Source organism: Pseudomonas kitaguniensis (genome assembly GCF_009296165.1).
GTDB classification, from domain to species: domain Bacteria; phylum Pseudomonadota; class Gammaproteobacteria; order Pseudomonadales; family Pseudomonadaceae; genus Aquipseudomonas; species Aquipseudomonas kitaguniensis.
Genome location: NZ_VUAZ01000033.1, coordinates 1 through 26,125 on the forward strand (window position 1 = coordinate 1; position 26,125 = coordinate 26,125).

Consider the following 26,125-nt stretch of genomic DNA (forward strand, 5'->3'; position numbering starts at 1 on the left):
AGCAAGCCCGCTCCCACAGAAGCGCTGTTGATCCGCGACGGCCCCTCAGCGCATTTGCAAAATAATCGGGCTGCTGCTGGCCGGGTCAGTCCCCTCACGCAGCTTGCCCACTGCTTTTGCATCCACCGCACCGCCGTGGTTGCCCCATGTGCTGCGCATGTAAGTCAGCACTTGAGCGATTTCCTGATCGGACAACTGCTCACGAAACGCCGGCATGCGATAGGCATCCGGCACGCCGGCCGCCACCACCCGTTGTGAGCCGTTGAGGGTGATGTTGATTGCCGAAGCGCTTTCCTTGGCGAGTGCCGAAGTGGCACCGGCCAGTGGCGGCATCCACTCAGGCTGGCCCTTGCCGTCCAGCCCATGGCACGACGCGCAACGGGTAGCGTAGGTGTGGGCACCCGGCACATCCGGGCGCGCGTCTGCGGCCACCGCCTGGTACTGCCACGGTGCCCCGTCACGCTGCGGGTCGCCAGGCAGTGACTTCAGGTAACGGGCGATGGCGGCCAAGTCGTCGTCGGCCATGAACTGCGTGGAGTTGTTGAACGCCTCAGTCATCGAGCCGTAGACCACCGCATGCTGGTTGCGCCCGGTCTTGAGAAATTGCACGATCTGCGCCTCGCTCCAGCGTCCCAACCCGGTGTTGGGGTCTTGGCGCAGGCTCGGTGCGTACCAGCCGTCGAGCAAACCGCCGGCAAGGTACGGCTTACCCGACTCGTCCAGTGCCTTTTCGTTAAAGGCCAGGCCGCGCGGGGTGTGGCAACTGCCGCAATGGCCGGGGCCCTGGACGATATACGCGCCACGGTTCCACAGCGCATCCTGCTCAGGTTTGGCGACGTAAGCTGCGGTGGGCGCGAACACGCCATTCCACAATGCGATAGGCCAGCGCAGATTAAGTGGCCATGGAATACCGCTGGGGATATTCGCTTGCTCAGCCGGTTCCACGCCCTTCATGAAGAAGGCGTAAAGCGCGCGCATGTCGTCGTCGCTGAGCTTGGCATACGAAGGGTAGGGCATGGCCGGGTAGAGCCTGCGCCCACCCGGTGCGACGCCGTGGCGCACGGCGCGGTCGAAGTCGCCCAGGCTGTAGGCGCCGATGCCGTGGGTGCGGTCGGGCGTGATGTTGGTGGCGTGAATCGCGCCCAACGGCGTGGCCATTTCCAGGCCACCGGCGAACGGCGCCTTGCCTGGCAAGCTGTGGCAGGCCACGCAGTCGCTGAGGCGGGCGACGTACTCACCGCGGCTTATCAGCGCCGGGTCGAAACTGGCGGCGGGTTGTTGTTCGAATGGCGAGGCAGGCTCGCGGGTGACGTACCAGGCCAGCAGGCCTGCGGCGACCACGCAGGGCAGCGCCAGCCAGCCTGCGGTTCTTGCGAATCGGCGGTTGTTCATGGGCAATCCCTGTCGGTTAGCTAAAGGTGTATCGGCTTAATGGCAAGCTGCGGATGCGTTGGCCGGTCAGTTGCGCCACCGCGTTGGCCACGGCCGGTGCCACAGCGGGCAACGGAGGCTCGCCGACACCACCCATTTTTTCGCCACTCTCGATAATCTTTACGTGCACCTGCGCCATACGCGACAGCGGCAGGATCGGGTAAAGGTCGTAGTTGCGCGCGCGTGGTTTGCCGTCCACGTACACCGCTTCCTCCAGCAACGTTTGCGATAACCCCAAGGCCACCGCGCCATTCACCTGCGCTTCAACAATCGCCGGGTTGACGATGCTGCCCGGGTCGATGGCCTCCCATATGTGATGCACCTTGACTTGCCCACTCTCAATCGAGACTTCGGCGATCACTGCCGCGTGCGAACCAAACGGCGAAGCCATCGCCACACCGCGTGCGCGTCGGCTGCCGTCTTCGGCGGTATAAGGGCCACGTTTCCAACCACCAGACAGCTCGGCCACGGCGTTCAGCAAGGTGGTCAGGCGTGGGTTATCGCGCAGCAGGTGCAGGCGCAGTTCGTACGGGTCGTGGCCGCCTTTGTCGGCCAGTTCATCAAGGAACGCTTCGTAGAAAAAGTCGTTCAGCGAGTTGCCCACCGAACGCCAGTAGCCGAGCATGGCCGGGCCTTTGACGTAGATCTGTGCGATGCGTTTGTTGGCGATGGCGTAAGCCTTGCCCGTCAAGCCTTCAAGGGCGGTAGGGTCGATTTTTTCACCCTGTTTGCCGGCGATGCCTTCGGTGGGGCCTTCGGTGGCGCTGACCGCTTCGATTGCGACCGGCAGGCCTTGTGCGTCCAGCGCGGCGCGGAACTTGACCACGGCGACCGGGCGCAGCGTGTCGCGCAGGAACTCTTCTTCACGGCTCCAGATCAGCTTGATCGGGCGGCCCACGGCCTTGGCCAACGCGATGGCCTGCGGGTACGGGCTGGCCGAGTCATACAGAAAATGCCGGCCGAAAAAACCGCCGAGCAACGGCGAATGCAAAGTGACTTGTTCGATGCTCAGCCCGGCGCGTTTGGCGATGTCGGCACGGAACATGTCGGGCGCCTGGTTGGGCAGCCACATCTCCAGCGAGCCGTCCGGGTTGAAGCGTGCCAGCGCAGAAGGCGGCTCCAGCTGGGCATGGTTGAGGTACTGGTTGTGGTAGGTGGCTTCGACCTTGGTTTTGGCGCCTGCCAACGCGGCTTCCACATCGCCTGCGTGCTCGTCCTCACGCACCGGGCCTTGCTGGGCGGCAAGAAAGTCGCGGTGCCGGTCGCTGGAAAAATCTGCCGGCATGGCGCGCACGCTTGAGTCGGCGGCCGCTTCCAGCCATTCAACCTGAATCGCTTCGACCGCACGTTTGGCGTGCCACCAACGCTCGGCAACCACCGCCACGGCACCCGGTAATGCGTGCACCGAATGCACGCCTTTCATGCCCTCAACCTGCGCCTGATTGCGCAAGCTGCCGACCGTCATGCCCAGGCGTGGCGCATGCTGGACGGCGGCGTGGAGCATGCCGTCGACGATCAGGTCGATGCTGTATTGCGCCTTGCCGGTGGATTTATCGTAAGCATCCAGGCGCTTGACCGGCTTGCCGATCCAGCGGAACTGGCTCGGGTCACGCAGCGTGATGGTCGAAGGGTCCGGCACGGGCATGTCGAGGGCGCGACCGGCCAACTCGCCGTAGCCCAGCGAACGGCCCGAAGCGGCGTGCACCACGCGGCCCGGCGTTGTGCTCAACTGCGCCACCGGCACGCCCAATTGCTCGGCACCGGCCTGCAGCAGCATCGCCCGCGCCAGCGCGCCCAGGCGGCGCATGGTCGGGTAGCTCATGCGTACCGACATGCTGCCGCCGGTGATGCGCATACCATTTTCCATCACCACGTAAGCTTCGCCGGGTGGCGCGGCCTCGACCACAAAGGTGGCGGGGTCGGCGTCGAGTTCTTCACCGACAATCTGCGCCATCGCCGTGTGCGTGCCTTGGCCGCCTTCCATGAACGGGCTGAGCAGGCGCACGCTGCCATCCGGGCGAATCTCAAGAAACGCCGGCACCTGAGTGCCGCGTTCTGCGGCGCCAGCCGTCGCCGCCTGCACCCTCGCCGAGCCAAGTGGCAAGCCGAAACCGATCACCAGCGCGCCCACGGCGGTACTCGCCAAAAAGCGTCGACGGGACACGTTCACCGGCTCGCTGAAGGGCAACGCGTCGGTGGAGTCGTTGCGAATATTCATCAGGCGCTTCCTTTCGCCAAGTCATGCACGGCCGTGCGAATGGCGTTATAGGTGCCGCAGCGGCACAGGTTGACCATCGCCGCTTCGATCTGCGCATCACTCGGCGCCGGGGTGTGCTTGAGCAGCGCGGTGGCCGCCATCACTTGCCCGGACTGGCAATAACCGCATTGCGCCACTTGGTGCTCGACCCAGGCTGCGACCACGCGCTTGCCCACCTCATCGGCCTCGACCGCTTCAATGGTGGTGATCTCGCGACCTACCACGCCGGCCACCGGCGTCACGCAGGAGCGCACCACGTTACCGTCCACCAGCACCGAGCAGGCGCCACACTGGGCCAGGCCGCAGCCATACTTGGTGCCGGTCAGCCCCAGGTTATCGCGGATCACCCATAACAACGGGGTGTCGGCGTCGGCGTCGACCTGATAGGCCTGTTGGTTGATTCGTAGCTCCATGACTCACCTGCTGATCATCGGTTGGTGTGGCTTTTTTTAGAATGGGGGTGGTGCACGTTGGCGTTGATAGCCATTGGCGGGCCTGGGTGATTGCAACTGGCCACGTATCAAAGAACTCTAGACTACGTGGCAGCGCCTATCTATGCGGGCACCGATAATTCGGAGGATCAGGCAAGCATTCAACAGGAATGCACTACTGCGCAGGTTGCCAGCGCGTAGGCCTTTGCTGATCCAGGCCTGCGCGCCGCACTTTTTTTGATTCTCTTGATCTATCCCTGTCACGACCGCGCCTGTTTCGGGCGCGCACAGCAGCCAGACCCGGTGCCGATGGATCGAACGTTAATAACTTTTATCAACCGATGGCCGCTGGTGCTTGCGGCGCTGTGGGTACTCTGTGCGAGCGGTTGCAGCCAACAACAAGGCCGCGACATCGCCACGCAATTCAGCCAAGGCAAGCCCGATGAGTTTTTCCAGACCAGCGTTGATCGCATGGCCACCTTGAGTATGCGGGACAACCTGCAAAGCCTGTATCTGCTGATGAACAAGCTCTACCTGCGCAACCCCAACCAATGGCGCCAGGCGGGTTACCCGGATGCGGTGACGGCCGCGCGGCAGATCCGCCAGGCCATCGAGAACCGCCAACCACTGCCGGCGCTTGGAGACCGGCGCGACTTGGCGGCATTGAGTTATTCGCTGAGCGCCGATTTTCGCGGCGATCGGGTCGGCGCGTTTATCTATGCCATCGGCAGCATGCTTGTGACCGCGCACGGCGGGCGTACCCGGTTTTATGTGACCGACTCAATCAACCCGCAATTTGTCAGCAACGCTGCGCGCAATATCGAGAAAGCCACCTGGCTGCTCAGTCAGCGTCAGGATGCCAACGGCGTGTTGCTGTTGTTTTCCAATGAGCTGTCGGAGGAGGGCAGCAACCTCAGTTTTGCCGTCGAGTTCGGCAAGATCGTCGCGCGCCTGGACCTGCTCACGCAGATGCTCGACGAGCGCTACCGACGTATCGGTCTTAACTACGCGCAGAGCTTGTTGTTGATGAACTTTTTGCCGGTGCAATGACGCTGCACAGCTCAAGCAGTGCGGCGTTTCCTGATCTCACGTAGGAAGTGGCCTATCTTGCAGGTCGTCGCTTGAAACACCCGTCGGTCGGCAATAGCCTCGGACGTTTCTTGAAGATGAGTGCCTGCCTTGGGTAAGCAAAAAACGCATTGGCCGACTGACCGCGAGGTTCGTCTGCGCTTCATCCTCTTTGCCGTACTCGACGTAGCGAGTGCCCAAGGTGCGCCTGCCGAGGTGTTGCTGCCTGCGCACAAATTACTGAGTAGCAAGCCGACGCAGGCGCAGTTATGCGACAGCCTCGCCGCCGTTTTGGCCTGCGAAGAGATGGCCGGGTTCAGGTTCGCGCAGGGCACGGAGGCCGACGATGTGATGCGCTCGCTGGCAGACGTGACCTGAAGCGCCTGCCGATGGGCGCGGGGTCTACACTTGGGTGTCCTGGAGCTGGCGTTGAGGTGGCTTTAGGGGAGTTGGATCAGATGCGCGCTTTTGTGGGAGCGGGCTTGCTCGCGATTGCAGTGTGTCAGTCGAAGAATACGTATCTGACACACCCTAATCGCGAGCAAGCCCGCTCCCACAGTTGGCCAGGAGTGGCCAGTGGTAAGGGCTCAAGCCATCCTGGCCCCCTTGCTCCGGCATCATTTTACTGGCATTGTTTGCGCAATTGGTAATTCTTCCCATTTGAGAATTTTTTGCGCATGCATGACATTCCGGCCGCGCTGGGCGATGGCGCCCGTCAGCAGACCCTTACGGCAATGTACAGCGAGCACCACGGCTGGTTGTACGGCTGGCTGCGCAAAAAACTCGGTTGTTCGCAGCACGCCGCCGACCTCGCGCATGACGCGTTTATACGCGTGTTGATGCTTGCCGAGCCGCACAATATCAAGGAACCCCGCGCCTTTCTCGCCACCACCGCCGGGCGTTTGCTGATTGATGGGGCGCGGCGGCGGCGCATCGAAAAAGCCTACATGCAAGCCCTGGTGATCCAGTGCGAAGACGCCGGCATGCCGGACCCGGCGGCGATTCATGTGGCGCTGCAAGCCTTGGAGCGCATCGCCGAGATGCTCGCCGGCCTGCCTGCAAAAAACCGTGAAGCGTTCTTGTTGAGTCGGCTCGATGGGCTGACCTACAGCGAAATCGCCCTGCGCCTGGACGTGTCGGCCAGCACCGTCAAAAACTACATCTCCACGGCGCTGGTGCATTGCTACCACAGCCTGCATGCGGCGGACCCGCTGTGATGAACTCGGAACACATCATCCAGCAAGCGGCGCATTGGCTGACGCAACTGCAAGACGAAAACGTCAGCGACGCCGACCGCCAGGCCTACACCACGTGGTACCACGCCGACCCGCGCCATGCCGTGGCGATCGAACGCATGCGTTGCCTGTGGGGCGACTTCGAGACCTTGCCCGCGCAACCGGCGCGCATCGCGTTGAATCACGCGTTCGCCGCGCCGCGCGCTCGGGGTGCTCAGGTACTCGGTGTGCTTGGCGGTGTGCTGGGCGTCGTGCTGTGTGGTTGGTTGGGAGTGCAACAGTTGCCGGTGTGGATGGCCGACCAGCGCACTGGCGTCGGTGAACGCCGGCACATCGCCCTCGAAGACGGCAGCCAGTTGCAGCTCAACAGCAACTCGGCCGTCGACGTGAAGTTCGACGGCCACCAACGTGTGATCGAATTGCTGCAAGGCGAGTTGTGGGTCGACGTGGCCAAAGACGCGCAACGGCCCTTCGTGGTGCGCACCGACCAAGGCACGGCCACCGCGCTGGGCACGCGTTATCTGGTCAAGCGCGCGGCGGACGGCAGCACCGTGGTCACGGTAATCGAATCCACTGTGGCGGTTAAAGGCCAGGCCGCGCAGGGCGTCAATGTCGTGGCGGGCCAGCGCTCTGTGCTCGAGCATGGCCGCGCCCAAGCGCCGCAAGCGATCGGCAACGCCGACCCGGACGCGTGGACGCGCGGCCTGCTCAAGGTCAACGACCAGCCATTGAGCGAGGTGCTGCAAACCTTGGCCAGCTACCGCCACGGGCTGCTGCGTTTCGATGCGCAGGCCTTGCAAAACCTGCGGGTGTCCGGCGTGTTCAAGCTCGACGACACGGCGGCAGCGCTCTCGGCACTCGCCGATAACCTGCCGATTCAAGTCGAGTACTTCACCGATTTGCTGGTGGTGGTCAAGCCGCGCTAGCTCAACGTGGGGGCTGGCGCAGGCGTTTGTACAGGGTATTGCGGCTGACCCCCAGCTCGCGCGCCAAGTGCGAAATGTTGCCGCCAGCCGCCCTCAAGCGCTGCGCCAGGTCGCTGCTGTCATCCGCATCCGCATTCGCATCGACACTTGCAGGCGCGGAGCGTGGCGCGGCGACGTGCAAATCCACAAAAAAATCGTCCGGCAGATGCTCCGGGCGTACCGGCTGTTCTTCGGCCATGGCCAGCGCCACCTGCAACACACTGCTGACCTGCCGCAAGTTCCCCGGCCACGGATGCTGCTCAAACAACGCCAGCACTTCGCTGCTTAGCCCGGCCCACTGGGTCGGCTCGCGGTGCTGCTGCCACAACTGCTGGAACAGCGCTTGCTTGTCGGTACGCTCGCGCAGCGGCGGCAGCTCCAGCGTCAGGCCGCCGATGCGGTAGTACAAGTCTTCACGAAAGCGCCCGGCCTGCACCCAGTCGCGTAGCGCGCGGTTGGTCGCAGAGATAATCCGCAAGTCCACCGCGAACAGCTCGCTGCTGCCCACCGGCTGCACGCAGCGCTCCTGCAATACGCGCAACAGGCGGGCCTGGGTCGGCAGCGGCATATCGCCAATTTCATCCAGAAACAACGTGCCTTTGTCGGCCTTGCGGATCAGGCCGATGCTGCCCTTCTGATTGGCGCCGGTGAAGGCGCCTTTTTCGTAGCCAAACAGCTCCGATTCGACCAACTCCGCCGGAATCGCCGCACAGTTCACCGCGATAAACGCTTGGCCGCTGCGCGAGCTGGCGTGGTGCAGGGCTTTGACGAAGACCTCTTTGCCGACCCCGGTTTCGCCATGTATCAACAGCGGAATGTCTTTTTCCAACAGGCGCTCAGCCTGGCGCACGGCTTTTTCCACACGCACGTCGCCAAAATGCAAGGTGTTGAGGCCAATCGAAGTCGGCTTTGTCGGTGGCGGTTTGCTGAACACGCGCGCCTGCACGGGCGTCAGCCTTGGACGTTTGAGCACACATTGAAACCGGTTGCGTCCCGCCGCCTGCAATGAAAACGGCAGGCCTTCCGGCTGATTCAATAATTCCAACAGCGACACCTTGAACACGCTGTCGATCAGCACCCGCGACACGCTGATGCCGAGCAAATTATCGGCGCGACGGTTGGCCGACAGCACCTGGCCACTGTCATCAAAAATCAGCAGGCCCGCCCACTGGCTGTCGAGGTTGTTAAGGCCGGTGTTAAAAGTCAGTTGAAAATGCTCGTCGCGAAACAGGTTGAGGATCAGCCGGTTTTCCACGGTCTGGCTCATCATCCTGACCATGCCCAAGGTGTGGGACGGCGGCAAATAGCTGTCGCTGGACACGTCCAGCACCGCAATGATCTCGCGCTGGGCATCGAAAATCGGCGCCGCCGAGCCGGTCATGAAGCGGTTGGCTTTGAGGAAATGCTCGTCGTGCTCGATATGCACCGCCTGCGCACACGCCAGCGCGGTGCCGATGGCGTTGGTGCCGCTTGCACGCTCTTGCCAACTGGCGCCGGGGTTAAAACCGCGCGCCAGCGCAGGCTCGATAAACCGCTGGTTGCCCCACGATGTCAGCACTTGTCCCTGGTTGTCGGCGAGCATGATCAGGCAGTTTGAATTGCTCAGGATGTTTTCGTAGTAGGGCAACACTTCCTGATGGGTGGTTTGCACCAGCGAATGCTGGCTTTCGAGCAGTTGGCTGATGCCCTCGGCGGGCAGTTGGTCAAAGCTGGGGGCGCTCTGGTGGTTCAGGCCAAAGGCGCGGCAACGGCGCCAGGAATCCTGGATAAGCGTGTCGTGAGCCAAGGGTTCGGCCATGGTGACCTTCTTTTTATTGTTATTGGGCGTGCACAATCTGGCTGACAAAACAGGTTAAAACGCTGGGAGGGGGCAAGCCCCCTCTCACATTTAGAGCTGTGTCGCCGATCAATTGTTGTTCAGAACTGTTCATTGTCAACCTGCGTTTGTTCAGTTGTTCAGGCAAATTGTTCACGCCTGAACATCACGATCAAGCCATTCCCTTACGCATCAAGCGCTTGCATTTTTGGCACGAAACTCGCTCTGACGATTGGGCAGATTCATTCCAATAATAAAAAGGGCGTGTCATGTCATTGACCCTGGAACATGTCTCCCGCGTTGTCGAAGGCCAAACCTGGATCGACGACGCCAACCTGCGTTTTGAAGCCGGTTCCTTCAACGTTTTGCTCGGCCGCACCTTGTCCGGCAAAACCAGTTTGATGCGCCTGATGGCCGGCCTCGACAAGCCCGACAGCGGGCGCATCCTGATGAACGGCGTGGACGTCACGCATAAGCCGGTGCGCCTGCGCAACGTGTCGATGGTCTATCAGCAGTTCATCAATTACCCGACCATGACCGTGTTCGAAAACATCGCCTCGCCATTGCGCCAGGCCGGTGTGTCGAATGAGCTGATCCAGAGCAAAGTGCTCGACACCGCGAAAATGCTGCGCATCGAGAAGTTCTTGAAGCGCCACCCGCTGGAGCTGTCCGGCGGCCAACAGCAGCGTACGGCGATGGCCCGCGCGTTGGTCAAAGACGCCGAGCTGATCCTGTTCGACGAGCCGCTGGTGAACCTCGACTACAAACTGCGCGAAGAACTGCGTCAGGAAATGCGCGAGCTGTTCAAGGCGCGCCACACCATCGCTATTTACGCCACCACCGAACCCAACGAAGCCCTGGCCCTCGGTGGCACCACCACCATTCTTCACGAAGGCCGGGTGATCCAGAGCGGCAAGGCTGCCGAGGTCTATCACCAGCCGCACAGCGTGCTGGCCGCCGAGCTGTTTTCCGAACCGCCGATCAACCTGATGCCAGGGCGAATCAGCGGCAACGAAGTGAGCTTTGCGGATGTTGTGCACTTCCCGCTGAACGTCGACTTGCGCCCCATCGGTGAAGGCGAATTTCGCTTTGGTGTGCGCCCCAGCCACATCAGCCTGGTGCCGAGCAACGACGACGACCTGGAGCTGGCGGTGACGGTAGAAGTCGCCGAAATCAGCGGCTCGGAAACCTTTCTGCACGTGCGCAGCGAGCATTTCCTGCTGGTACTGCACTTGCCGGGGGTGCACGAATACGACGTCGACGCGCCGATCCGCGTGTATATCCCCACCCATAAACTCTTTGTGTTCGATGGCCAGGGCCGTTTGGTCCAGGCCCCCGGGCGCCGTGTCGCGAGGGTTGCCTGATGGCCGAGATCCATTTGCAGAACCTCGCGCACAGCTACAGCCCTGCACCCGGCGGGCCTGAAGACTACGCAATCCGCGAAATGAACCACGTGTGGGAGCAGGGCGGTGCCTACGCCTTGCTCGGGCCGTCGGGCTGCGGCAAGTCGACCTTGCTGAATATCATCTCCGGCCTGCTCAGCCCTTCGGAAGGCCAAGTGCTGTTCGACCACACCGTGGTTAACCACCTGACCCCGGAAAAACGCAACATCGCCCAAGTGTTTCAGTTCCCGGTGGTGTACGACACCATGACGGTGTTCGATAACCTGGCGTTTCCGCTACGCAACCAAGGCATGCCCGAGGCGCAAATTCAGCGCAAGGTGCAGGAAATCGCCGAAGTACTCGACCTGCAAAACCTGCTGGGCAAAAAGGCGCGCAACCTCAGCGCCGATGAAAAACAGAAAGTCTCTATGGGCCGTGGCCTGGTGCGTGACGACGTGTCGGCGATCCTGTTCGACGAGCCGCTGACGGTGATCGACCCGCACCTCAAGTGGAAACTGCGGCGCAAGCTCAAGCAGATCCACGAGCAGTTCAACATCACCATGGTCTACGTGACTCACGACCAGCTCGAGGCCTCGACCTTCGCCGACAAAATCGCGGTGATGTACGGCGGGCAAATTGTGCAATTTGGTACGCCGCGCGAACTGTTCGAGCGGCCCAGCCACACCTTTGTCGGCTATTTCATCGGCAGCCCGGGGATGAACCTGATCGAGGTGCAGGCCGAAGCGGGCGGCGTGCGTTTTGCCGGCACGCTGCTGCCATTGTCCGACGCGTTGCAGCAACGTCTGCGCGACCTTGATTACAAAAAATTGCAGGTCGGCATCCGTCCGGAATTCATCCACGTGTGGGACGAGTACAACCCCGACGCGCTGCAAGCCGATGTCATTCATGTGGAAGACCTTGGCACCTACAAAATCATGACCCTCAACCTCGATGGCGCGCCGGTGAAAGTGCGCTTGGCCGAAGACAAACCGGTGCCCGAAGGCCAGGCTTCAATCAGCTTCCCCGCGCAGTGGCTGATGGTGTACGCCGACGATTACCTGCTGGCGGTGCTGCCATGAACAAGGTGCAGAACAACAAGGCGTGGTGGCTGGTGTTGCCGGTGTTTTTGCTGGTGGCGTTCAGTGCGGTCATCCCGATGATGACCGTGGTGAATTACTCGGTGCAGGACATTTTCGATCAGTCCAGCCGCTACTTTGTCGGCGCCGACTGGTACAAGCAGGTGCTGCTCGACCCGCGCCTGCACGACTCGTTGCTGCGCCAATTCATCTACTCGGCCTGCGTGCTGCTGATCGAAATTCCGTTGGGCATCGGCATCGCCCTGACCATGCCGACCAAGGGTCGCTGGTCATCGCTGGTGCTGATCATCCTCGCGATTCCGCTGCTGATCCCGTGGAACGTGGTGGGCACGATCTGGCAGATTTTCGGGCGTGCCGACATCGGTTTGCTCGGTTCTACCCTTAACGCGATGGGCATCAGTTACAACTACGCGGCCAACACGGCGGACGCGTGGGTCACCGTGCAGGTCATGGACGTGTGGCACTGGACGTCGCTGGTGGCGCTGCTGTGTTATTCGGGGCTGCGCGCGATTCCGGACGTTTACTACCAGGCCGCACGCATTGATCGTGCCTCGGCGTGGGCGGTGTTCCGGCATATCCAGTTGCCGAAGATGAAAAGCGTGTTGTTGATCGCGGTGATGTTGCGCTTCATGGACAGCTTCATGATTTACACCGAGCCCTTCGTGCTCACCGGCGGCGGGCCGGGTAACGCCACCACTTTCCTCAGTCAGACACTGACCCAGATGGCCGTAGGCCAATTCGACCTCGGCCCGGCAGCGGCGTTTTCGCTGGTGTATTTCCTGATCATCCTGTTGGTGTCCTGGCTGTTCTACACCGCCATGACCCATTCCGACGCCAACCGCTGAGGCCGCCAACATGAGCAAGCGCAAGGTTATTCCACTGCTGATCTACATCCTGTTTCTGCTGGTGCCGATCTACTGGCTGCTGAACATGTCGTTCAAGAGCAACACCGAAATCCTCGGCGGGCTGACGCTGTTTCCGCGGGATTTTACCCTGGCTAACTACAAGGTGATCTTTACCGACCCGAGTTGGTACACCGGCTACCTCAACTCGCTGTACTACGTGAGCCTGAACACGCTGATTTCTCTGAGCGTGGCGCTGCCGGCGGCGTATGCCTTCTCGCGCTACCGTTTTTTGGGCGATAAACACCTGTTTTTCTGGCTGCTGACCAACCGCATGGCGCCGCCGGCGGTGTTTTTGCTGCCGTTCTTTCAGCTGTATTCGTCCATCGGCCTGTTCGACACGCACATCGCCGTGGCCCTGGCGCATTGCTTGTTCAACGTGCCGTTGGCGGTATGGATTCTGGAAGGTTTCATGTCGGGCGTGCCCAAGGAAATCGACGAAACCGCCTACATCGACGGCTACAGCTTTCCCAAGTTTTTCGTGAAGATCTTTATCCCGCTGATCGGCTCCGGCATCGGCGTCACGGCGTTTTTCTGCTTTATGTTTTCGTGGGTCGAGTTGCTGCTCGCGCGCACGCTGACCTCGGTCAACGCCAAGCCGATAGCGGCGGTAATGACGCGCACGGTCTCGGCATCGGGTATCGATTGGGGCGTGCTGGCGGCGGCGGGGGTGTTGACCATCCTGCCGGGCATGCTGGTGATCTGGTTTGTTCGCAACCACGTGGCCAAGGGCTTTGCCCTCGGCCGGGTCTGAGGAGTCGATGATGGAATGGATGGCCTGGACCACCCCCACCGCGCTGTTCTTCGTGGGCATCGCCGTGATTTTGGCGGGCATGACCACGTGGGAATTGCGCTCGCCGAGCATCCCCCGGCGCGGCGTGTTGCCGATCAGCACCACGCGTGGTGATCGCTTGTTTATCGGTCTTCTCGGCAGCGCCTACCTGCATTTACTGGTGATTGGTGCAACCGGCTGGAACATCTGGGTGGCGACTGCGCTGTCCCTGGTGTGGCTGTTGTGTGTGATGCGTTGGGGCTAGTGCTCCACTTGAATAAACAACCAGGAGGTCTCTATGTTCGATAAAAACAATAAGCTGCGACATAGCATTTCGTTGGCCGCCGTACTCGCCCTCAGCGGTTTGAGCGCCACGGCGTGGGCCGATGCGTATGAGGACGCGGCGAAAAAATGGATCGGCAGTGAGTTCAAACCGTCCACGCTCACCGCTGCCCAGCAGCTCGAAGAGCTGAAGTGGTTTATCAACGCGGCAGAGCCGTTTCGTGGGATGAAGATCAACGTGGTGTCGGAAACCCTCACCACCCACGAGTACGAATCCAAAGTGCTGGCCAAGGCCTTCAGCGAAATCACCGGTATCCAGCTAACCCACGACCTGTTGCAGGAAGGCGACGTGGTAGAGAAGTTGCAGACCCAGATGCAGTCCGACAAAAACATCTACGACGGCTGGGTTAACGATTCCGACTTGATCGGCACGCACTTTCGCTACGGCAAAACCGAATCCATCACCGACCTGATGGCCAATGAAGGCAAGGACTTCACCTCGCCGACGTTGGACATCAAGGACTTTATCGGTATTTCCTTTACCACTGCGCCCGACGGCAAGATTTACCAATTGCCCGACCAGCAGTTTGCCAACCTCTACTGGTTCCGCGCCGACTGGTTTGAGCGCCCGGAGCTGAAAGCCAAATTCAAGGAAAAATACGGTTACGAGCTCGGCGTGCCGGTGAACTGGTCGGCCTATGAAGACATCGCCAAATTCTTCAGCGAAGACGTCAAGGAAATCGACGGCAAGCGCATTTACGGGCACATGGACTACGGCAAAAAAGACCCGTCGCTGGGCTGGCGCTTCACCGATGCCTGGTTCTCGATGGCCGGTGGCGGCGACAAAGGTTTGCCCAACGGCTTGCCGGTGGACGAGTGGGGCATTCGGGTGGAGGACTGCCACCCGGTGGGCTCCAGCGTCACGCGTGGCGGCGACACCAACGGCCCGGCGGCAGTGTTCGCGACGCAAAAATACGTGGACTGGATGAAAGCCTACGCGCCACCGGAAGCGGCGGGCATGACCTTCTCCGAATCCGGCCCGGTGCCGTCGCAGGGCGCGATTGCCCAGCAGATATTCTGGTACACCGCGTTTACTGCCGACATGACCAAACCGGGCTGCCGGTGGTGAACGCCGACGGCACGCCGAAATGGCGCATGGCGCCGTCGCCGGTCGGGCCGTATTGGGAAAAGGGCATGAAGAAGGGCTACCAGGACGTGGGTTCCTGGACCTTCCTCAAGTCGACACCCGAAAAACAAAAACTCGCGGCCTGGCTTTACGCGCAGTTCGTGACCTCGAAAACTGTCTCGCTGAAGAAAACCATCGTCGGCCTGACGCCGATTCGTGAGTCCGACATCAACTCTCAGGCGATGACCGACCTGGCGCCGAAACTCGGTGGCCTGGTGGAGTTTTACCGCAGCCCGGCGCGTGTGGAGTGGACTCCGACCGGCACCAACGTGCCGGATTACCCGCGTTTGGCGCAACTGTGGTGGAGCAACATCGCGGCGGCCGCCAGCGGCGAGAAAACCCCGCAACAGGCGCTGGATAACCTGGCCAAGGAACAGGACGCGATTATGACGCGCCTGGAGCGTTCCAAAGTGCAACCGGTGTGTGGCCCGAAAATGAACCCCGAGCGTGACGCGCAATACTGGTTCGACCAACCGGGTGCGCCGAAGCCGAAACTGGCGAACGAGAAACCCAAAGGCGAAACCGTGAGCTATAACGACTTGCTCAAATCGTGGGAGGCGGCGCGCAAATAACCGTTAGAGCGCCTCTGTGGCGAGCGGGCTTGCTCGCCACAGGAGGCCCGCTTGCCACTTCAGAGCGGGCCTTTGTTTGCCCTCAAAATCCGTGCCGTGTCCCGTGCCGGCGGCAACCCGAACACCCGCGCATAATCGCGGCTGAACTGCGTCGCGCTTTCATACCCCACCTCAAACGCCGCACTGGTCACGCTGCTCGCACTGGCCAGCATCAACGTGCGCGCCTTGAGCAAGCGCACGCGTTTCTGGTATTGCAGCGGGCTCAACGTGGTCACGGCCTTAAAATGCCGATGAAACGCCGACACACTCATCGCCGCTTCCTGCGCCAGTGCATCCACCCGAATCGACTCGGCAAAATCCCGGCGAATCCACTGGATGGCCCGGCTGACCCGCGCCATGGCGGTGTCCGGCGCAGCGATGTCGCGCAGCATCCAGCCGTGTGGGCCTTGCAGCACGTGGTAAAGAATTTCGCGTTCATAGGCAGGCGCCAGGGCGGCAATCGCCATTGGGTCGCCCATCAGGCGCAGCATGCGCACCCACGCATCCATCAGCGCGGGCGTGACGGCAGCGACTGAAAACCCGGCCTCCTGCGCGCAATGCCCGCCCGGCGTCGGCAGGTCATTGAGCAAGGTGGTCAGCACCGTCGGGTCCAGCGTCAGGCTCACGGCCAGGTACGGCTCACCCGTACTCGCCGGGTTCACCACGCCCACGGCAGGCAGCTCGATAGACATCACAAAATACGTCGCCGGGTCGTAATGCAGGGTGCGGTCACCCACGGTCATGCACTTGCTGCCTTGCAGGATCAGGTTGATCATCGGCTCGTACACGGCCGCCAGCATGTGTTCCGGGATCGCGCCCTGGACCATCGCCACACGAGGGATGCCGGTCTCGGTGCGGCGGTTTTCGGCCTTGGCGGCCAAGGTACGCAGTTCGATCAATTGATTATTCATGGCGGACATGCTGTTCCTTCCCGACAACGACGCGCAAGCAAAAAGCACAAACAGGCAGGATTGCGGCAGGAACGGCTGCGTCGGCGGGGAGGGTGCTGGTTACTCTGGTCACTCAACTTTTCGACAGTGGAGCAGGCCATGAGCGTTATCGTGATTACCGGAGGCAGCCGAGGCATCGGCGCCAGTACCGCGCAGTTGTGTGCTCGCCAGGGCCACGGCGTGATCCTCACCTACAAGCACCACCCTGAGGCCGCGCAGGCCGTGGTACAGCGCATCGAGTCAGCCGGCGGCAAAGCCGTCGCCGTGGCGTTGGACGTGGCGAATGTCAGCACGTTCGCGGCATTTCGTGAGACGGTGCTGCTCACGCTGCAGGCTACCTGGGGCGTGAAGACCTTGAGCGGGCTGGTCAACAACGCCGGCTACGGCCTGTTCAACCCACTCGAATCGGTGACCGAAGCGCAGTTCGACGGCCTGTTCAACGTGCACCTCAAAGGCCCGTTTTTCCTCACTCAAACCCTGCTGCCGCTGCTGGAAGAACACGCCGGCATCGTCAACCTCACCAGCGCCACGACGCGTGTGGCAACCGCGGGCGTCGCGCCTTACGCCGCGTTCAAGGGTGGCCTGGACGTGCTCACGCGCTACATGGCCAAGGAATTCGGTGAACGGCGTATCCGCGCCAATGCAGTGTCGCCGGGTGCCATTCGCACTGAACTGGGCGGCGGTTTGAACGATGAGTTTGAAGCGCTGTTGGCCGGGCAAACTGCCCTCGGCCGTGTAGGCGAGCCGCAAGACGTAGCGCGGGTAATCGCGCTGCTGCTGTCGGAACAAGGCCGCTGGATCAACGCCCAAACCGTTGAAGTCGCCGGCGGCTACACCATCTGAATCGCGAGGTCACAGCATGCTGAATCATCTGTTTATCTCGGTCAGCAACATCGAGCGTTCCATTCACTACTACGCGGCCAACGTCCTCGACCCCGACGGCTACAGCCTTGAATTTGTGTACAAGAACTGGCAGCACAGCGCATGAAAACACTGATGATCTACGGCGCTACCGGCTACACCGGGCGCATGGCGGCTGAGCATGCCAAACAGCTCGGCCTGGAGGTGGTGATTGCCGGGCGCAACGAAGCGCGCCTGGCCGCCCTTGCCGCCACGTTGAACGTGCCTTACCGCGTGTTTGCCGCCGACGCCAGCCAGTTGCAAGGTATCGATGTGTTACTCAACTTCGCCGGCCCATTTGCTCACACCGCCGAGGCGTTGATGCGCGCCTGCATCGTCAGCGGTACTGACTACCTGGACATTACTGCTGAAATCAACGTGTACCGCCTGGCCGAACAGCTCGGCGCCACGGCCAGCGAGAAGGGTGTGATGTTGCTGCCGGGCGTCGGTTGGGACGTGGTGCCCACCGACTGCCTGGCGATGCACGTCATCAGCCGCGTGCAACAGCCGCACGCGCTGACAATTGCCTTGCAGGTGCCCGGCGCGATGTCGCGGGGTTCGGCGATGAGTGTCGGCGAGATCATCGGCGCGGGCGTCATGGCACGCATTGACGGCGAGCTGGTCGCCACCCCGGACGCGCCTTTGCACTCCCTGGATTTCGGCGACGGCCCGGTGCCGTGTGCGCCGCTGTCCTTCGGTGACCTGGTGACGGCCTGGCACTCCAGCGGCGTGCCGAATATTGCCATGTACGTGCACATCACCGGCGAAGCTTTCCCCGAGGGCGACCTGTCACTGCTGCCCGACGGCCCCAGCCAAGCCCAGCGTGACGCCCATCGCGCCCGCGCCGTGGCCGAAGTCACCGGCAGCGACGGCACGGTTGCGCGCTCGGTGATCGAAACCGTCAACGGCTACAGTTACACCCCGCTGGCCGCCGTGGAAGCGGCGCGGCGTGTGCTCGGCGGCGAACGCCGGTCGGGTTTTGAAACCCCGGCCAAACTGTTCGGTGTGGGGTTTGCGCAGACCATTGCCGGCACGCGGATCATCGACTACTAGCCGCAAAAGTGCTCACGTGGTCGGCGGCCGGGAGCTTGAACCGCGCCGCATCCTTCGCCGGTGGCAAGCCGAACAGCCGTGCGTATTCACGGCTAAATTGCGAGGCGCTTTCATACCCTACGTTGAAGGCGACGGAGGCGGCATCGAGGGTGTCGAACAGCAGCAGCCAGCGCGCCCTGAGCAGGCGCAAGCGTTTCTGGTACTGAATCGGCGTCATCGCTGTGACGGCTTTGAAATGCCGGTAAAACGCCGCCACGCTCATGTCGGTCATGGCCGCCAACGGTTCCACGCGAAAGGGTTGGGTGTAGTGCTGGCGAATCCATTCGGTGGCGCGACGTATCTGTATCAGGCGCCCGTCGGGACGCGCCATGTCTACCAGGGTTTCACGCAGCGGGCCTTGTAATGCCCGAAACAGGATTTCCCGCTCGATCATCGGCGCCAGTACGGCGGCTTCGCTTGGCCGGTCCATTAGCCGCAGCATGCGCAGCCAGGCATCAAGCAATTCTGCGGGTGCTTGCACCGCCGTGAAGCGTTGGGTGCATGGCCGTTCAGCGGGTGCGACTTCGTCCGCCAGTACGGCAGCAATCACTGAAGCATCCAGCGTCAGGCTGACCGCCAAGTAGGGTAGGCCCGTTGCGCAGGGATGAACCTGGCCGGTGGCGGGCACCTCAACCGGCACCACGAAGTAGCTGGACGGGCCGTACGTCGACACCTGATCGCCAATCGACAATGTCTTCGAGCCTTGCAGCACCAGGTGCAGCATCGGCTGATACACCTGAGCTGCGCAGGCCTCGGCGCGCACCATCGCTACGCGCGGCAGGCCGGTGTCGGTCCACGTGTTGTCTGCGCGCATTACCAGCAGGCGCAGTTCACTCAGGTCGTTGTTCATGCGCCGACCTTGAGCCAGGCCAGCCCGTATAGCAAGCGCGCCGAGAAGAATAGGCAAGAATGCGAGAAGAACCGGCAAGCGCTATCCCGGTGCTGGCGCCAATACTGCAAACACGCGGTATTACTCAACCTCAGGAATCACACTTATGAAGCTCGACGGAAAAATTGCAGTGGTCACCGGTGCATCAAAAGGCATCGGTGCCAGCATCGCCAAAGCGCTGGCGGCGGCAGGCGCGACGGTGGTGGTCAACTACGTATCGAGTAAAACCGAGGCTGACGCGGTGGTCGCGCATATTCAGGCGCAGGGCGGAAAAGCCATCAGCGTACACGCCAACATGAGTTCGGGGAGCGACGTCACACGCTTGTTCGACACGGTCAAACAGACGTTCGGCAGCTTGGATATTCTCGTCAATAATGCCGGGCTGGCGATGTTCCAGACCCTTGAGGACCTGACCGAGGAAGCCTTCCACATCCAGTTCAACCTCAACGTGCTGGGGTATCTGCTGGCCGCGCGCGAAGCGCTGAAGTTGTTGAAGCCGGGCGGCAGTATCATCAATATCAGCTCAATCCTCAGCACCGACCCGTACCTGGCTTCCAGCGTTTATTCCGCCACCAAGGGCGCGGTGGATACGCTGACCCTGGCCTTGGCGCGCGAGCTTGGGCCAAAAGGCATCCGGGTCAATTCCATTCTGCCGGGCCATACCAACACGCCGGCAACCGAGGGCAACTTCGCCGGTGAGTTTGGCCAATCGCTGATCGCCGGCACGCCGTTGGGGCGCTTGGGTGAGCCCGAAGACATAGCGCCGCTGGCGGTATTCCTGGCCAGCGAGGATGCCCATTGGGTCACCGGGGAGTCCATCCGGGCCTCCGGCGGCGTGCGCGGGGTGGGTTACTGAGGGGTGGAGGTGTCATTCACGGCCACGATGTGGTGACCTTCAATCGAGACTTTTTCATCCCCATCCGTCTGACAACTCGCACAGCGTGTGTTCAGTGCTGCTTCGCAGATCAGGCGGCCTGAGGCTGAAGCTGCAACTCGCCGTCAACCTCATTGACCACCTCACTGGCCAGCAACAACGGCGCCAAACGCCGGTGCAGTGGCGGCTCGACAAACTCTTTGACGGTGTCGAGCGCCAGCACGCCGCTGAGCGGCAGTTCAGCCTTGGTGTACGACAACCAGGCTTTTTTCAAGGCCATCAACACATCGCTGCCCGCCGTGGTAGCGAAGCGGCGGTGCACCGGTTTGGCGTCGAAGTGGAAGGTGTGCTGGAACGCGTAGCCGGTTTCATCAGCGTGACTGGCGGTGCAGCGTACGCAGGTGCACGCGCCGTCGCCGAACGCGCTGCGCAGGTAGGTATTGAAGTCCACCACGGGTTTGAGTGACAGGCGCTTATCGACCTCGAACAGGTCCCCAGTCATTTTTTCGTCAGTGTTCAACGTCCATTTCCTCGCAGTCGGCGGCAATATTTCAACGCGCGGCACAATACCAGCCGAGCGCCCGTTTGGGGTGATGATTTGCATAACAATAGATCTATATATTCTTTTCCAGTCTTAAAAATCGCCGCTAGGCTCCAGCACCTTCTCGAACACGCGGCAGACCCTCATGACCTTCAAGCGTTCCTCTTTGACACTACTGGCCGCGTCGCTGGCCGCTGCGAGCGCGGTGTTCAGCGCTGGCGCGCACGCCGAAGGCAAGATCAGCATCGCCCAGCAATTCGGGATCGGCTACCTGATTCTCGACATTGTGCGCGACCAACACCTGATCGAGAAACACGGCAAAGCGCAAGGCCTGGACATCGAGGTGGAATGGAACAGCATTTCGGGCGCCACCGCGATGAACGAATCGCTGCTGGCCGGCGCCCTCGACGTAGTTTCGGCCGGTGTGCCGCCGATGCTGACGGTGTGGGACCGCACCAAAGGCAAACAGAACGTCAAGGCTATCGCCTCGCTGGGCTCGATGCCCAACTACTTGCTGACCAATAACCCGGACGTGAAGACCCTCAAGGACTTCACCGAGAAAGACCGCATTGCCGTGCCTGCCGCCGGCGTGGGCTTTCAGTCGCGCACCTTGCAGATTGAAACCGCCAAGCAGTTCGGCGACGCCAACTACAAGAAGTTCGACGACATCTCCATCAGCCTGGCCCATCCCGATGCCACGGCGGCGCTGATTGCCGGGGGTTCGGAGATCAATTCGCACTTCTCCAGCCCGCCATTCCAGTATCAGGAACTGTTGAACCCCAAGGTGCACAAGGTGCTCAGTTCCTACGACATCCTCGGCGGGCAGGCCACGTTCAACGTGCTCTACACCACGCAAAAATTCCACGACGAAAACCCCAAGACCTACAAGGCGTTTTATGACGCGCTGGCCGAGGCCGAGACGATCATCAAGGCCGACAAGCCTGCGGCCGCCAAAGCGTATATCCGCGTAGAAGCGTCTAAATTGCCGCTGGACCTGGTGGAAAAAATCGTCGCGGACCCGGAAATCGACTTCACCATCGTGCCGCAGCGCACCTATATCTATGCCGAGAAACTCCACGAATTGGGCGTGCTGAAAAACCAGGCCGCGAGCTGGAAGGACTACTTCTTCGAAGAAGCCCATGGCGGCAATGGTAGCTGAACCCCCGATACTGCTCTGAAAACACACTCAGAAATGTGGGAGGGGCGTGTTCCCACAATGACCGCATTCTCGGTTTGGAACTCGGTTTAATGTGGGAGGTGGCTTGCTGCCGATGGCTGAGTGTCAGTCACTGAATGCGCTGGCTAAATAACCGCTATCGCGAGCAAGCCCACACAGTTGATGGCATTCTCATGATGGAACTCGGCTCAATGTGGCTATCAGGTCAGCGGAAAAACTCGCCGGGGGTGGCGTCGAACTGCTGGCGAAATGCGTTGATAAAGGCTGATGTCGACTCATAACCGCAGGCCAACGCCACATCCGTCACGCGCTCGCCTTGCTCCAGCGCGGGCAGGGCGCTGAGCAGTCGCAGGCGTTGGCGCCAGGCGCGAAAGGTCAGCCCGGTATCACTCAAAAACAATCGGCTGAGGGTTTTCTCGCTGACGGCCAGCCTGGCGCTCCACTCTGCCAACGTCGTCTGCTGCTCCGGGCGCAGGCTCAGGCTGCGATAGACCTGCCGCAGTCGCGGGTCATGCGGCAACGGCAGCATCAAATCCACCTGCGGCGCGGCGGCGAGTTGGTCCAGCACCACCTGAGCCAAGCGCCCATCCGGGCCGTCCTCGGCATATTCAACCGGCAGTTCGCTGAAACGGCGGATCAGCTCGCGCAACAAACTGCTCACCGCCAGCACCTGGCAGCGCTCGGCCGCCCAGGCGGTGACGCTGCAATCCAGGTAAAGGCTGCGCATCTCCGTGTGCGGCGAGCTAAACACGCGGTGCGGCATGCCCGCCGGAATCCACACCGCACGCTGCGGCGGGGCGACGAAGCGGCCGGCGCGGGTCTGGATCTCGAGCACCCCGGAAATCGCGTAAGACAATTGCACCCACGGGTGGCTGTGCTTGCGGGTCAGCGCGCGGTTGGGCAGCGATTCGGTGCGCCCGTATACCGGCCGTGGCAGGCTGGAAAGCCCGGGCACGCTGCGGCGCACGGCTTTTTCATGTCCTTTAGGCGGCATTTACTGGCTCATTGGCGTTAGTCGGTAACTTGCGGTTACGTTAGAGTCGCGACGATGCTCTTGGCAACCCCTGGAAGATTTGTTTATGACCCGCCCGCGTTTTCTGCCTGACAACTTCACCCTGACCCTGATCGCCACGGTGATTCTCGCTTCGTTGCTGCCCGCCAGCGGCCAAACCGCCGTGGCCTTCGGTTGGGTGACTAACCTTGCCATCGCGCTGCTGTTTTTTTTGCACGGCGCCAAGCTGTCGCGCCAGGCCATCGTCGCCGGTGCCGGCCACTGGCGCCTGCACCTGTTGGTGTTCAGCCTGACCTTTGTGCTGTTCCCGTTGCTCGGGCTGGCGCTCAAACCGCTGTTGTCGCCGCTGATCGGCAACGACCTGTACATGGGCATGCTCTACCTGTGTGCGTTGCCCGCCACCGTTCAGTCGGCGATTGCCTTTACCTCGCTGGCGCGCGGCAATATTCCGGCGGCGATCTGCAGCGCGGCGGCTTCCAGCTTGTTCGGGATATTCCTCACGCCGTTGCTGGTGACCTTGCTGCTCAACGTGCACGGTGACGGCGGTTCCACCGTCGACGCGATCCTGAAAATCAGCGTGCAGTTGCTGCTGCCTTTTGTGGCCGGGCAAATCGCCCGCCGCTGGATCGGCGAGTGGGTGGGGCGCAATAAATCCTGGCTCAAATTCGTCGACCAAGGCTCGATTTTGCTGGTGGTTTACGGCGCGTTCAGCGAAGCGGTCAACGAGGGCATCTGGCACCAGATTCCGCTGTGGGAGCTGGGCGGGCTGGTCGTGGCGTGCTGCGTATTGCTGGCGTTGGTGCTGGTGGCGTCTGCGCTGTTGGGCAAGGCTTTCGGCTTCAGTCAGGAAGACCGCATCACGATTTTGTTCTGCGGCTCGAAAAAAAGCCTGGCCACCGGCGTACCCATGGCTCAGGTGTTGTTTGCCGGGGCGAGCATGGGCGTGCTGATCCTGCCGTTGATGCTGTTTCACCAGATTCAGTTGATGGTTTGCGCGGCGTTGGCGCAGCGTTATGCCAAGCGGCCCGAAAGCATTCCCGAGCTGATGGGGCAGGTTGATCCTTGATCTAGCTCAACCCTTTGCACGAATCGCCTCAAGTTAACCTGCCGCCAGACGACTTACTTATTGAGAGCCCAATAAGGAGTGGCGGCATGAACGTTAAAGGTATTTCGGTATTTGCAGGTCTGTTTTGCCTATGGGCGGGCGCCTGCGCTGCGGCGCAGACAGTGGGTGGGGGTACGCTTGAGTTTCGCGGCGCTATCGTTGAGCCTGGGTGTGCGACAAATGCGCGCAGTGGCGCGGTGATGGAACTGACCGGGTGTGCCGAGTTCAGCCGTGGCAGCCGCTTTGATGTGCGCAACCTGACGCCGCTTACCAGCGTCAATGCGGCCCACGTGTTGCTGGTGGCAGACAGCGGCAGCGGGCGTTATTACGATCAGCGGTATCTGTTGGTGGACGGCGCCGGCAAGCCGATTCAGTCGGGAAACTACGTCATCACCCTGACCTCGCCCTAAGCGGCGCGGCGACGATGCGGGTCAACAGCGGGCCGAGAAACCTATAGAATGCTCGGCGGCGGCGTTGTTCTGCGTGGCCATCGATCATCGTCAGAGTACCTCGCCCGCCAATGAGCATTTCAGCTGCAACGCCTCAAGCCAACTGGCAACCGGTCATCGCCCTCGCGCTGGCCGCGTTTGTGTTCAATACCACCGAATTTGTGCCCGTCGGCCTGCTCAGCGCCATCGGCGCCAGCTTTGACATGCCCATCGCCAGCGTCGGGCTGATGCTCACCATCTATGCGTGGATCGTCTCGGTGACCTCGCTGCCGGTGATGCTGCTGACGCGTAACGTGGAGCGGCGCAAGCTGCTGATCGTGCTGTTTTGCATGTTTATCGCCAGCCATATCCTCTCCAGCGTGGCCACCAGCTTTGGCATTTTGATGCTCAGCCGCATCGGCATTGCGCTGTCCCATGCGCTGTTCTGGTCGATCACTGCCTCCCTCGCCGTGCGCTTGGCGCCGGAGGGCAAACAGGTGCAGGCGCTGGGTTTGTTGGCCACCGGCACCTCGCTGGCGATGGTCTTGGGCATTCCGCTTGGCCGCCTGCTGGGTGAAGCCATGGGCTGGCGCACCACCTTCCTGGTGATTGGCGCCTTCGCCGCGGCGCTGGTGTTCTGGCTGGCGCGCACCTTGCCGCCGCTGCCAAGCCAGAACTCCGGCTCGCTGCGCAGCCTGCCGCTGCTGTTCAAACGCCCGGCGCTGGTGGCGCTTTACGTGCTCACCGCGCTGGTGGTCACCGCACAATTCACCGCCTACAGCTACATCGAACCCTTCGTCGAAGGCGTCGCCGGCATGAGCGGCGGCACGGTAACCCTGTTTCTGCTGGTGTTCGGCGGCGCAGGCATTATCGGCTCGCTGCTGTTCAGCCTGGTGCACCGCTTCAACCCGCATATCTTCGTGATCAGCGCAGTGGCCCTGCTTGCCGCCTGCCTGGCACTGATGCTGCCCTTGAGCGGCGCCGAGTCGTACCTGGTCTGCCTGAGCGTGTTCTGGGGCATGGCGATCATGGGCTTCGGCCTGGCCATGCAGTCCAAAGTGTTGGTGCTGGCCCCGGACGCCACCGACGTGGCCATGGCCATGTTCTCCGGCATTTACAACATCGGCATCGGCGGCGGCGCCCTGATGGGCAGTTGGGTCGGCAGCCATTTCGGCTTCGCCTGGATCGGCGCAGCGGGCGGGTTGCTGGCGGCGGTCGCATTGATTGGCTATTGCCTGGCGATTCGCAAGTATGGGACGGGTGTGGCGTCGCACCCGTAGAGGCTCAGATCAAAATCACACGCCGAACGCGGTCAATTGTGGGAGGGGGCTTGCTCCCGATAGCTGAGTTTCAGTCGATACATAAGCTGACTGACACACCGCCATCGGGAGCAAGCCCCCTCCCACAGTTTGAAGCTGGCAGGCATCAAGGCTTCCAGGTGTCTACATCCTTGGCGTCGACCGCCTTGGGCAACAGCCCGGCCTTGAAAAACGCATCGGCAATCTTCTGCTGTTCGCCCAACTGATCAATCGTCACCGGCTGCACCTGATAACTGCGGTGCGCGTTGGCGGCCTCAACCGTGGCCACGTCCAGGTTGCCCCACAGCGGGCCGAGCACTTTTGCCGCGTCCTGCGGGTGGGTTTTGACCCACTGGCCCGCCTTTTCCAGTTGCTCATACACGCGCTTCAACACGTCGGGATGCGCCTTGGCGTACGGCGTCCG

General features: G+C 61.6%; 24 protein-coding genes and 3 pseudogenes. 18 read left to right on the forward strand and 9 right to left on the reverse strand.

The features are described from left to right. Positions 1-45: 45 nt before the first annotated feature. From F0169_RS06645 to F0169_RS06655, 3 genes are read right to left on the reverse strand one after another with little or no spacing between them, the layout of a single operon-like run. Positions 46-1,392, reverse strand: coding sequence for a c-type cytochrome (locus F0169_RS06645; RefSeq protein WP_122250385.1), 1,347 nt, complete (start codon positions 1,390-1,392; stop codon positions 46-48). 16 nt (positions 1,393-1,408) lie between these two features. After that, complete coding sequence (locus tag F0169_RS06650; protein WP_152746063.1) at positions 1,409-3,649, reverse strand: xanthine dehydrogenase family protein molybdopterin-binding subunit; 2,241 nt, start codon at positions 3,647-3,649, stop codon at positions 1,409-1,411. Then, the gene (locus F0169_RS06655) at positions 3,649-4,101 is read right to left on the reverse strand and encodes a (2Fe-2S)-binding protein (protein ID WP_058413457.1); all 453 of its coding nucleotides are present in this window, start codon (positions 4,099-4,101) and stop codon (positions 3,649-3,651) included. The genes F0169_RS06650 and F0169_RS06655 overlap by 1 nt, the downstream gene beginning before the upstream one ends. Positions 4,102-4,428: 327 nt before the next feature. On the opposite strand from F0169_RS06655, the gene F0169_RS06660 reads away from it, so the two are divergent. The 4 genes from F0169_RS06660 to F0169_RS06675 all read left to right on the forward strand — a co-directional run bounded on the left by F0169_RS06660 (position 4,429) and on the right by F0169_RS06675 (position 7,348). Further along, positions 4,429-5,169, forward strand: coding sequence for a hypothetical protein (locus F0169_RS06660; protein WP_152746064.1), 741 nt, complete (start codon positions 4,429-4,431; stop codon positions 5,167-5,169). A gap of 129 nt (positions 5,170-5,298) precedes the next feature. Beyond that, complete coding sequence (locus F0169_RS06665) at positions 5,299-5,565, forward strand: hypothetical protein (RefSeq protein WP_152746065.1); 267 nt, start codon at positions 5,299-5,301, stop codon at positions 5,563-5,565. Positions 5,566-5,864: 299 nt separating this feature from the next. Then, positions 5,865-6,404, forward strand: coding sequence for a sigma-70 family RNA polymerase sigma factor (locus F0169_RS06670; RefSeq protein ID WP_152746066.1), 540 nt, complete (start codon positions 5,865-5,867; stop codon positions 6,402-6,404). Further along, positions 6,404-7,348 (forward strand): FecR family protein, encoded by a 945-nt coding sequence (locus tag F0169_RS06675; RefSeq protein WP_152746067.1) that lies wholly within the window; start codon positions 6,404-6,406, stop codon positions 7,346-7,348. Before F0169_RS06670 ends, F0169_RS06675 begins: the two co-directional genes overlap by 1 nt. Position 7,349: 1 nt before the next feature. On the opposite strand, the gene F0169_RS06680 is transcribed toward F0169_RS06675, so the two are convergent. After that, positions 7,350-9,185, reverse strand: a complete 1,836-nt coding sequence (locus F0169_RS06680) for a sigma-54-dependent Fis family transcriptional regulator (RefSeq protein ID WP_152746068.1) — start codon at positions 9,183-9,185, stop codon at positions 7,350-7,352. 287 nt (positions 9,186-9,472) lie between these two features. Here F0169_RS06680 and F0169_RS06685 point away from each other — a divergent pair, with 287 nt between their 5' ends. From F0169_RS06685 to F0169_RS06710, 6 genes and pseudogenes are all read left to right on the forward strand, one after another. Then, positions 9,473-10,567, forward strand: a complete 1,095-nt coding sequence (locus tag F0169_RS06685) for an ABC transporter ATP-binding protein (protein WP_152746069.1) — start codon at positions 9,473-9,475, stop codon at positions 10,565-10,567. Further along, complete coding sequence (locus tag F0169_RS06690; RefSeq protein WP_152746070.1) at positions 10,567-11,664, forward strand: ABC transporter ATP-binding protein; 1,098 nt, start codon at positions 10,567-10,569, stop codon at positions 11,662-11,664. Before F0169_RS06685 ends, F0169_RS06690 begins: the two co-directional genes overlap by 1 nt. After that, positions 11,661-12,527, forward strand: a complete 867-nt coding sequence (locus F0169_RS06695; protein WP_152746071.1) for a carbohydrate ABC transporter permease — start codon at positions 11,661-11,663, stop codon at positions 12,525-12,527. Before F0169_RS06690 ends, F0169_RS06695 begins: the two co-directional genes overlap by 4 nt. Positions 12,528-12,537: 10 nt before the next feature. Beyond that, entirely contained in the window at positions 12,538-13,338 is an 801-nt protein-coding gene (locus tag F0169_RS06700) for a carbohydrate ABC transporter permease (RefSeq protein ID WP_099237644.1), read from the forward strand. A 10-nt stretch (positions 13,339-13,348) separates the two neighbouring features. Next, positions 13,349-13,621, forward strand: coding sequence for a DUF2160 domain-containing protein (locus F0169_RS06705; RefSeq protein WP_152746072.1), 273 nt, complete (start codon positions 13,349-13,351; stop codon positions 13,619-13,621). Between the two features lie 33 nt (positions 13,622-13,654). After that, positions 13,655-15,396, forward strand: a pseudogene (locus F0169_RS06710) (ABC transporter substrate-binding protein). A gap of 59 nt (positions 15,397-15,455) precedes the next feature. Here the strand turns inward: F0169_RS06710 and F0169_RS06715 are convergent. After that, a complete protein-coding gene (locus tag F0169_RS06715; RefSeq protein ID WP_172979356.1) occupies positions 15,456-16,346 on the reverse strand; it encodes an AraC family transcriptional regulator in 891 nt (296 codons plus the stop codon). A gap of 138 nt (positions 16,347-16,484) precedes the next feature. On the opposite strand from F0169_RS06715, the gene F0169_RS06720 reads away from it, so the two are divergent. From F0169_RS06720 to F0169_RS06730, 3 genes and pseudogenes are all read left to right on the forward strand, one after another. Continuing rightward, the gene (locus tag F0169_RS06720; protein ID WP_152746073.1) at positions 16,485-17,228 is read left to right on the forward strand and encodes an SDR family NAD(P)-dependent oxidoreductase; all 744 of its coding nucleotides are present in this window, start codon (positions 16,485-16,487) and stop codon (positions 17,226-17,228) included. A gap of 64 nt (positions 17,229-17,292) precedes the next feature. Next, positions 17,293-17,373 (forward strand): annotated as a pseudogene (locus F0169_RS06725) (VOC family protein); the annotation flags it as partial. After that, positions 17,370-18,338 (forward strand): saccharopine dehydrogenase family protein, encoded by a 969-nt coding sequence (locus tag F0169_RS06730; protein WP_152746074.1) that lies wholly within the window; start codon positions 17,370-17,372, stop codon positions 18,336-18,338. The pseudogene F0169_RS06725 and the gene F0169_RS06730, both read left to right, overlap by 4 nt. Here the strand turns inward: F0169_RS06730 and F0169_RS06735 are convergent. Further along, positions 18,325-19,227, reverse strand: coding sequence for an AraC family transcriptional regulator (locus tag F0169_RS06735; protein WP_152746075.1), 903 nt, complete (start codon positions 19,225-19,227; stop codon positions 18,325-18,327). The two genes, F0169_RS06730 and F0169_RS06735, sit on opposite strands and share 14 nt — an antisense overlap. A gap of 145 nt (positions 19,228-19,372) precedes the next feature. Between F0169_RS06735 and F0169_RS06740 the strand changes: the two genes are divergently transcribed. Further along, on the forward strand, positions 19,373-20,122 hold the full coding sequence (locus tag F0169_RS06740; protein ID WP_152746076.1) for a glucose 1-dehydrogenase: 750 nt from the start codon (positions 19,373-19,375) through the stop codon (positions 20,120-20,122). Between the two features lie 109 nt (positions 20,123-20,231). On the opposite strand, the gene F0169_RS06745 is transcribed toward F0169_RS06740, so the two are convergent. Further along, complete coding sequence (locus F0169_RS06745; RefSeq protein ID WP_152746077.1) at positions 20,232-20,660, reverse strand: hypothetical protein; 429 nt, start codon at positions 20,658-20,660, stop codon at positions 20,232-20,234. Positions 20,661-20,826: 166 nt separating this feature from the next. On the opposite strand from F0169_RS06745, the gene F0169_RS06750 reads away from it, so the two are divergent. Continuing rightward, on the forward strand, positions 20,827-21,840 hold the full coding sequence (locus F0169_RS06750) for an ABC transporter substrate-binding protein (protein ID WP_122249393.1): 1,014 nt from the start codon (positions 20,827-20,829) through the stop codon (positions 21,838-21,840). A gap of 223 nt (positions 21,841-22,063) precedes the next feature. On the opposite strand, the gene F0169_RS06755 is transcribed toward F0169_RS06750, so the two are convergent. After that, a complete protein-coding gene (locus F0169_RS06755; protein WP_058413446.1) occupies positions 22,064-22,852 on the reverse strand; it encodes an AraC family transcriptional regulator in 789 nt (262 codons plus the stop codon). An 85-nt stretch (positions 22,853-22,937) separates the two neighbouring features. Between F0169_RS06755 and F0169_RS06760 the strand changes: the two genes are divergently transcribed. The 3 genes from F0169_RS06760 to F0169_RS06770 all read left to right on the forward strand — a co-directional run bounded on the left by F0169_RS06760 (position 22,938) and on the right by F0169_RS06770 (position 25,683). After that, a complete protein-coding gene (locus F0169_RS06760; protein WP_058413445.1) occupies positions 22,938-23,936 on the forward strand; it encodes a bile acid:sodium symporter family protein in 999 nt (332 codons plus the stop codon). An 86-nt stretch (positions 23,937-24,022) separates the two neighbouring features. Further along, the gene (locus F0169_RS06765; protein ID WP_152746078.1) at positions 24,023-24,385 is read left to right on the forward strand and encodes a type 1 fimbrial protein; all 363 of its coding nucleotides are present in this window, start codon (positions 24,023-24,025) and stop codon (positions 24,383-24,385) included. Between the two features lie 110 nt (positions 24,386-24,495). Further along, on the forward strand, positions 24,496-25,683 hold the full coding sequence (locus F0169_RS06770; protein WP_152746079.1) for a sugar transporter: 1,188 nt from the start codon (positions 24,496-24,498) through the stop codon (positions 25,681-25,683). 145 nt (positions 25,684-25,828) lie between these two features. Here the strand turns inward: F0169_RS06770 and F0169_RS06775 are convergent. After that, positions 25,829-26,125, reverse strand: a pseudogene (locus F0169_RS06775) (ABC transporter substrate-binding protein); the annotation flags it as partial.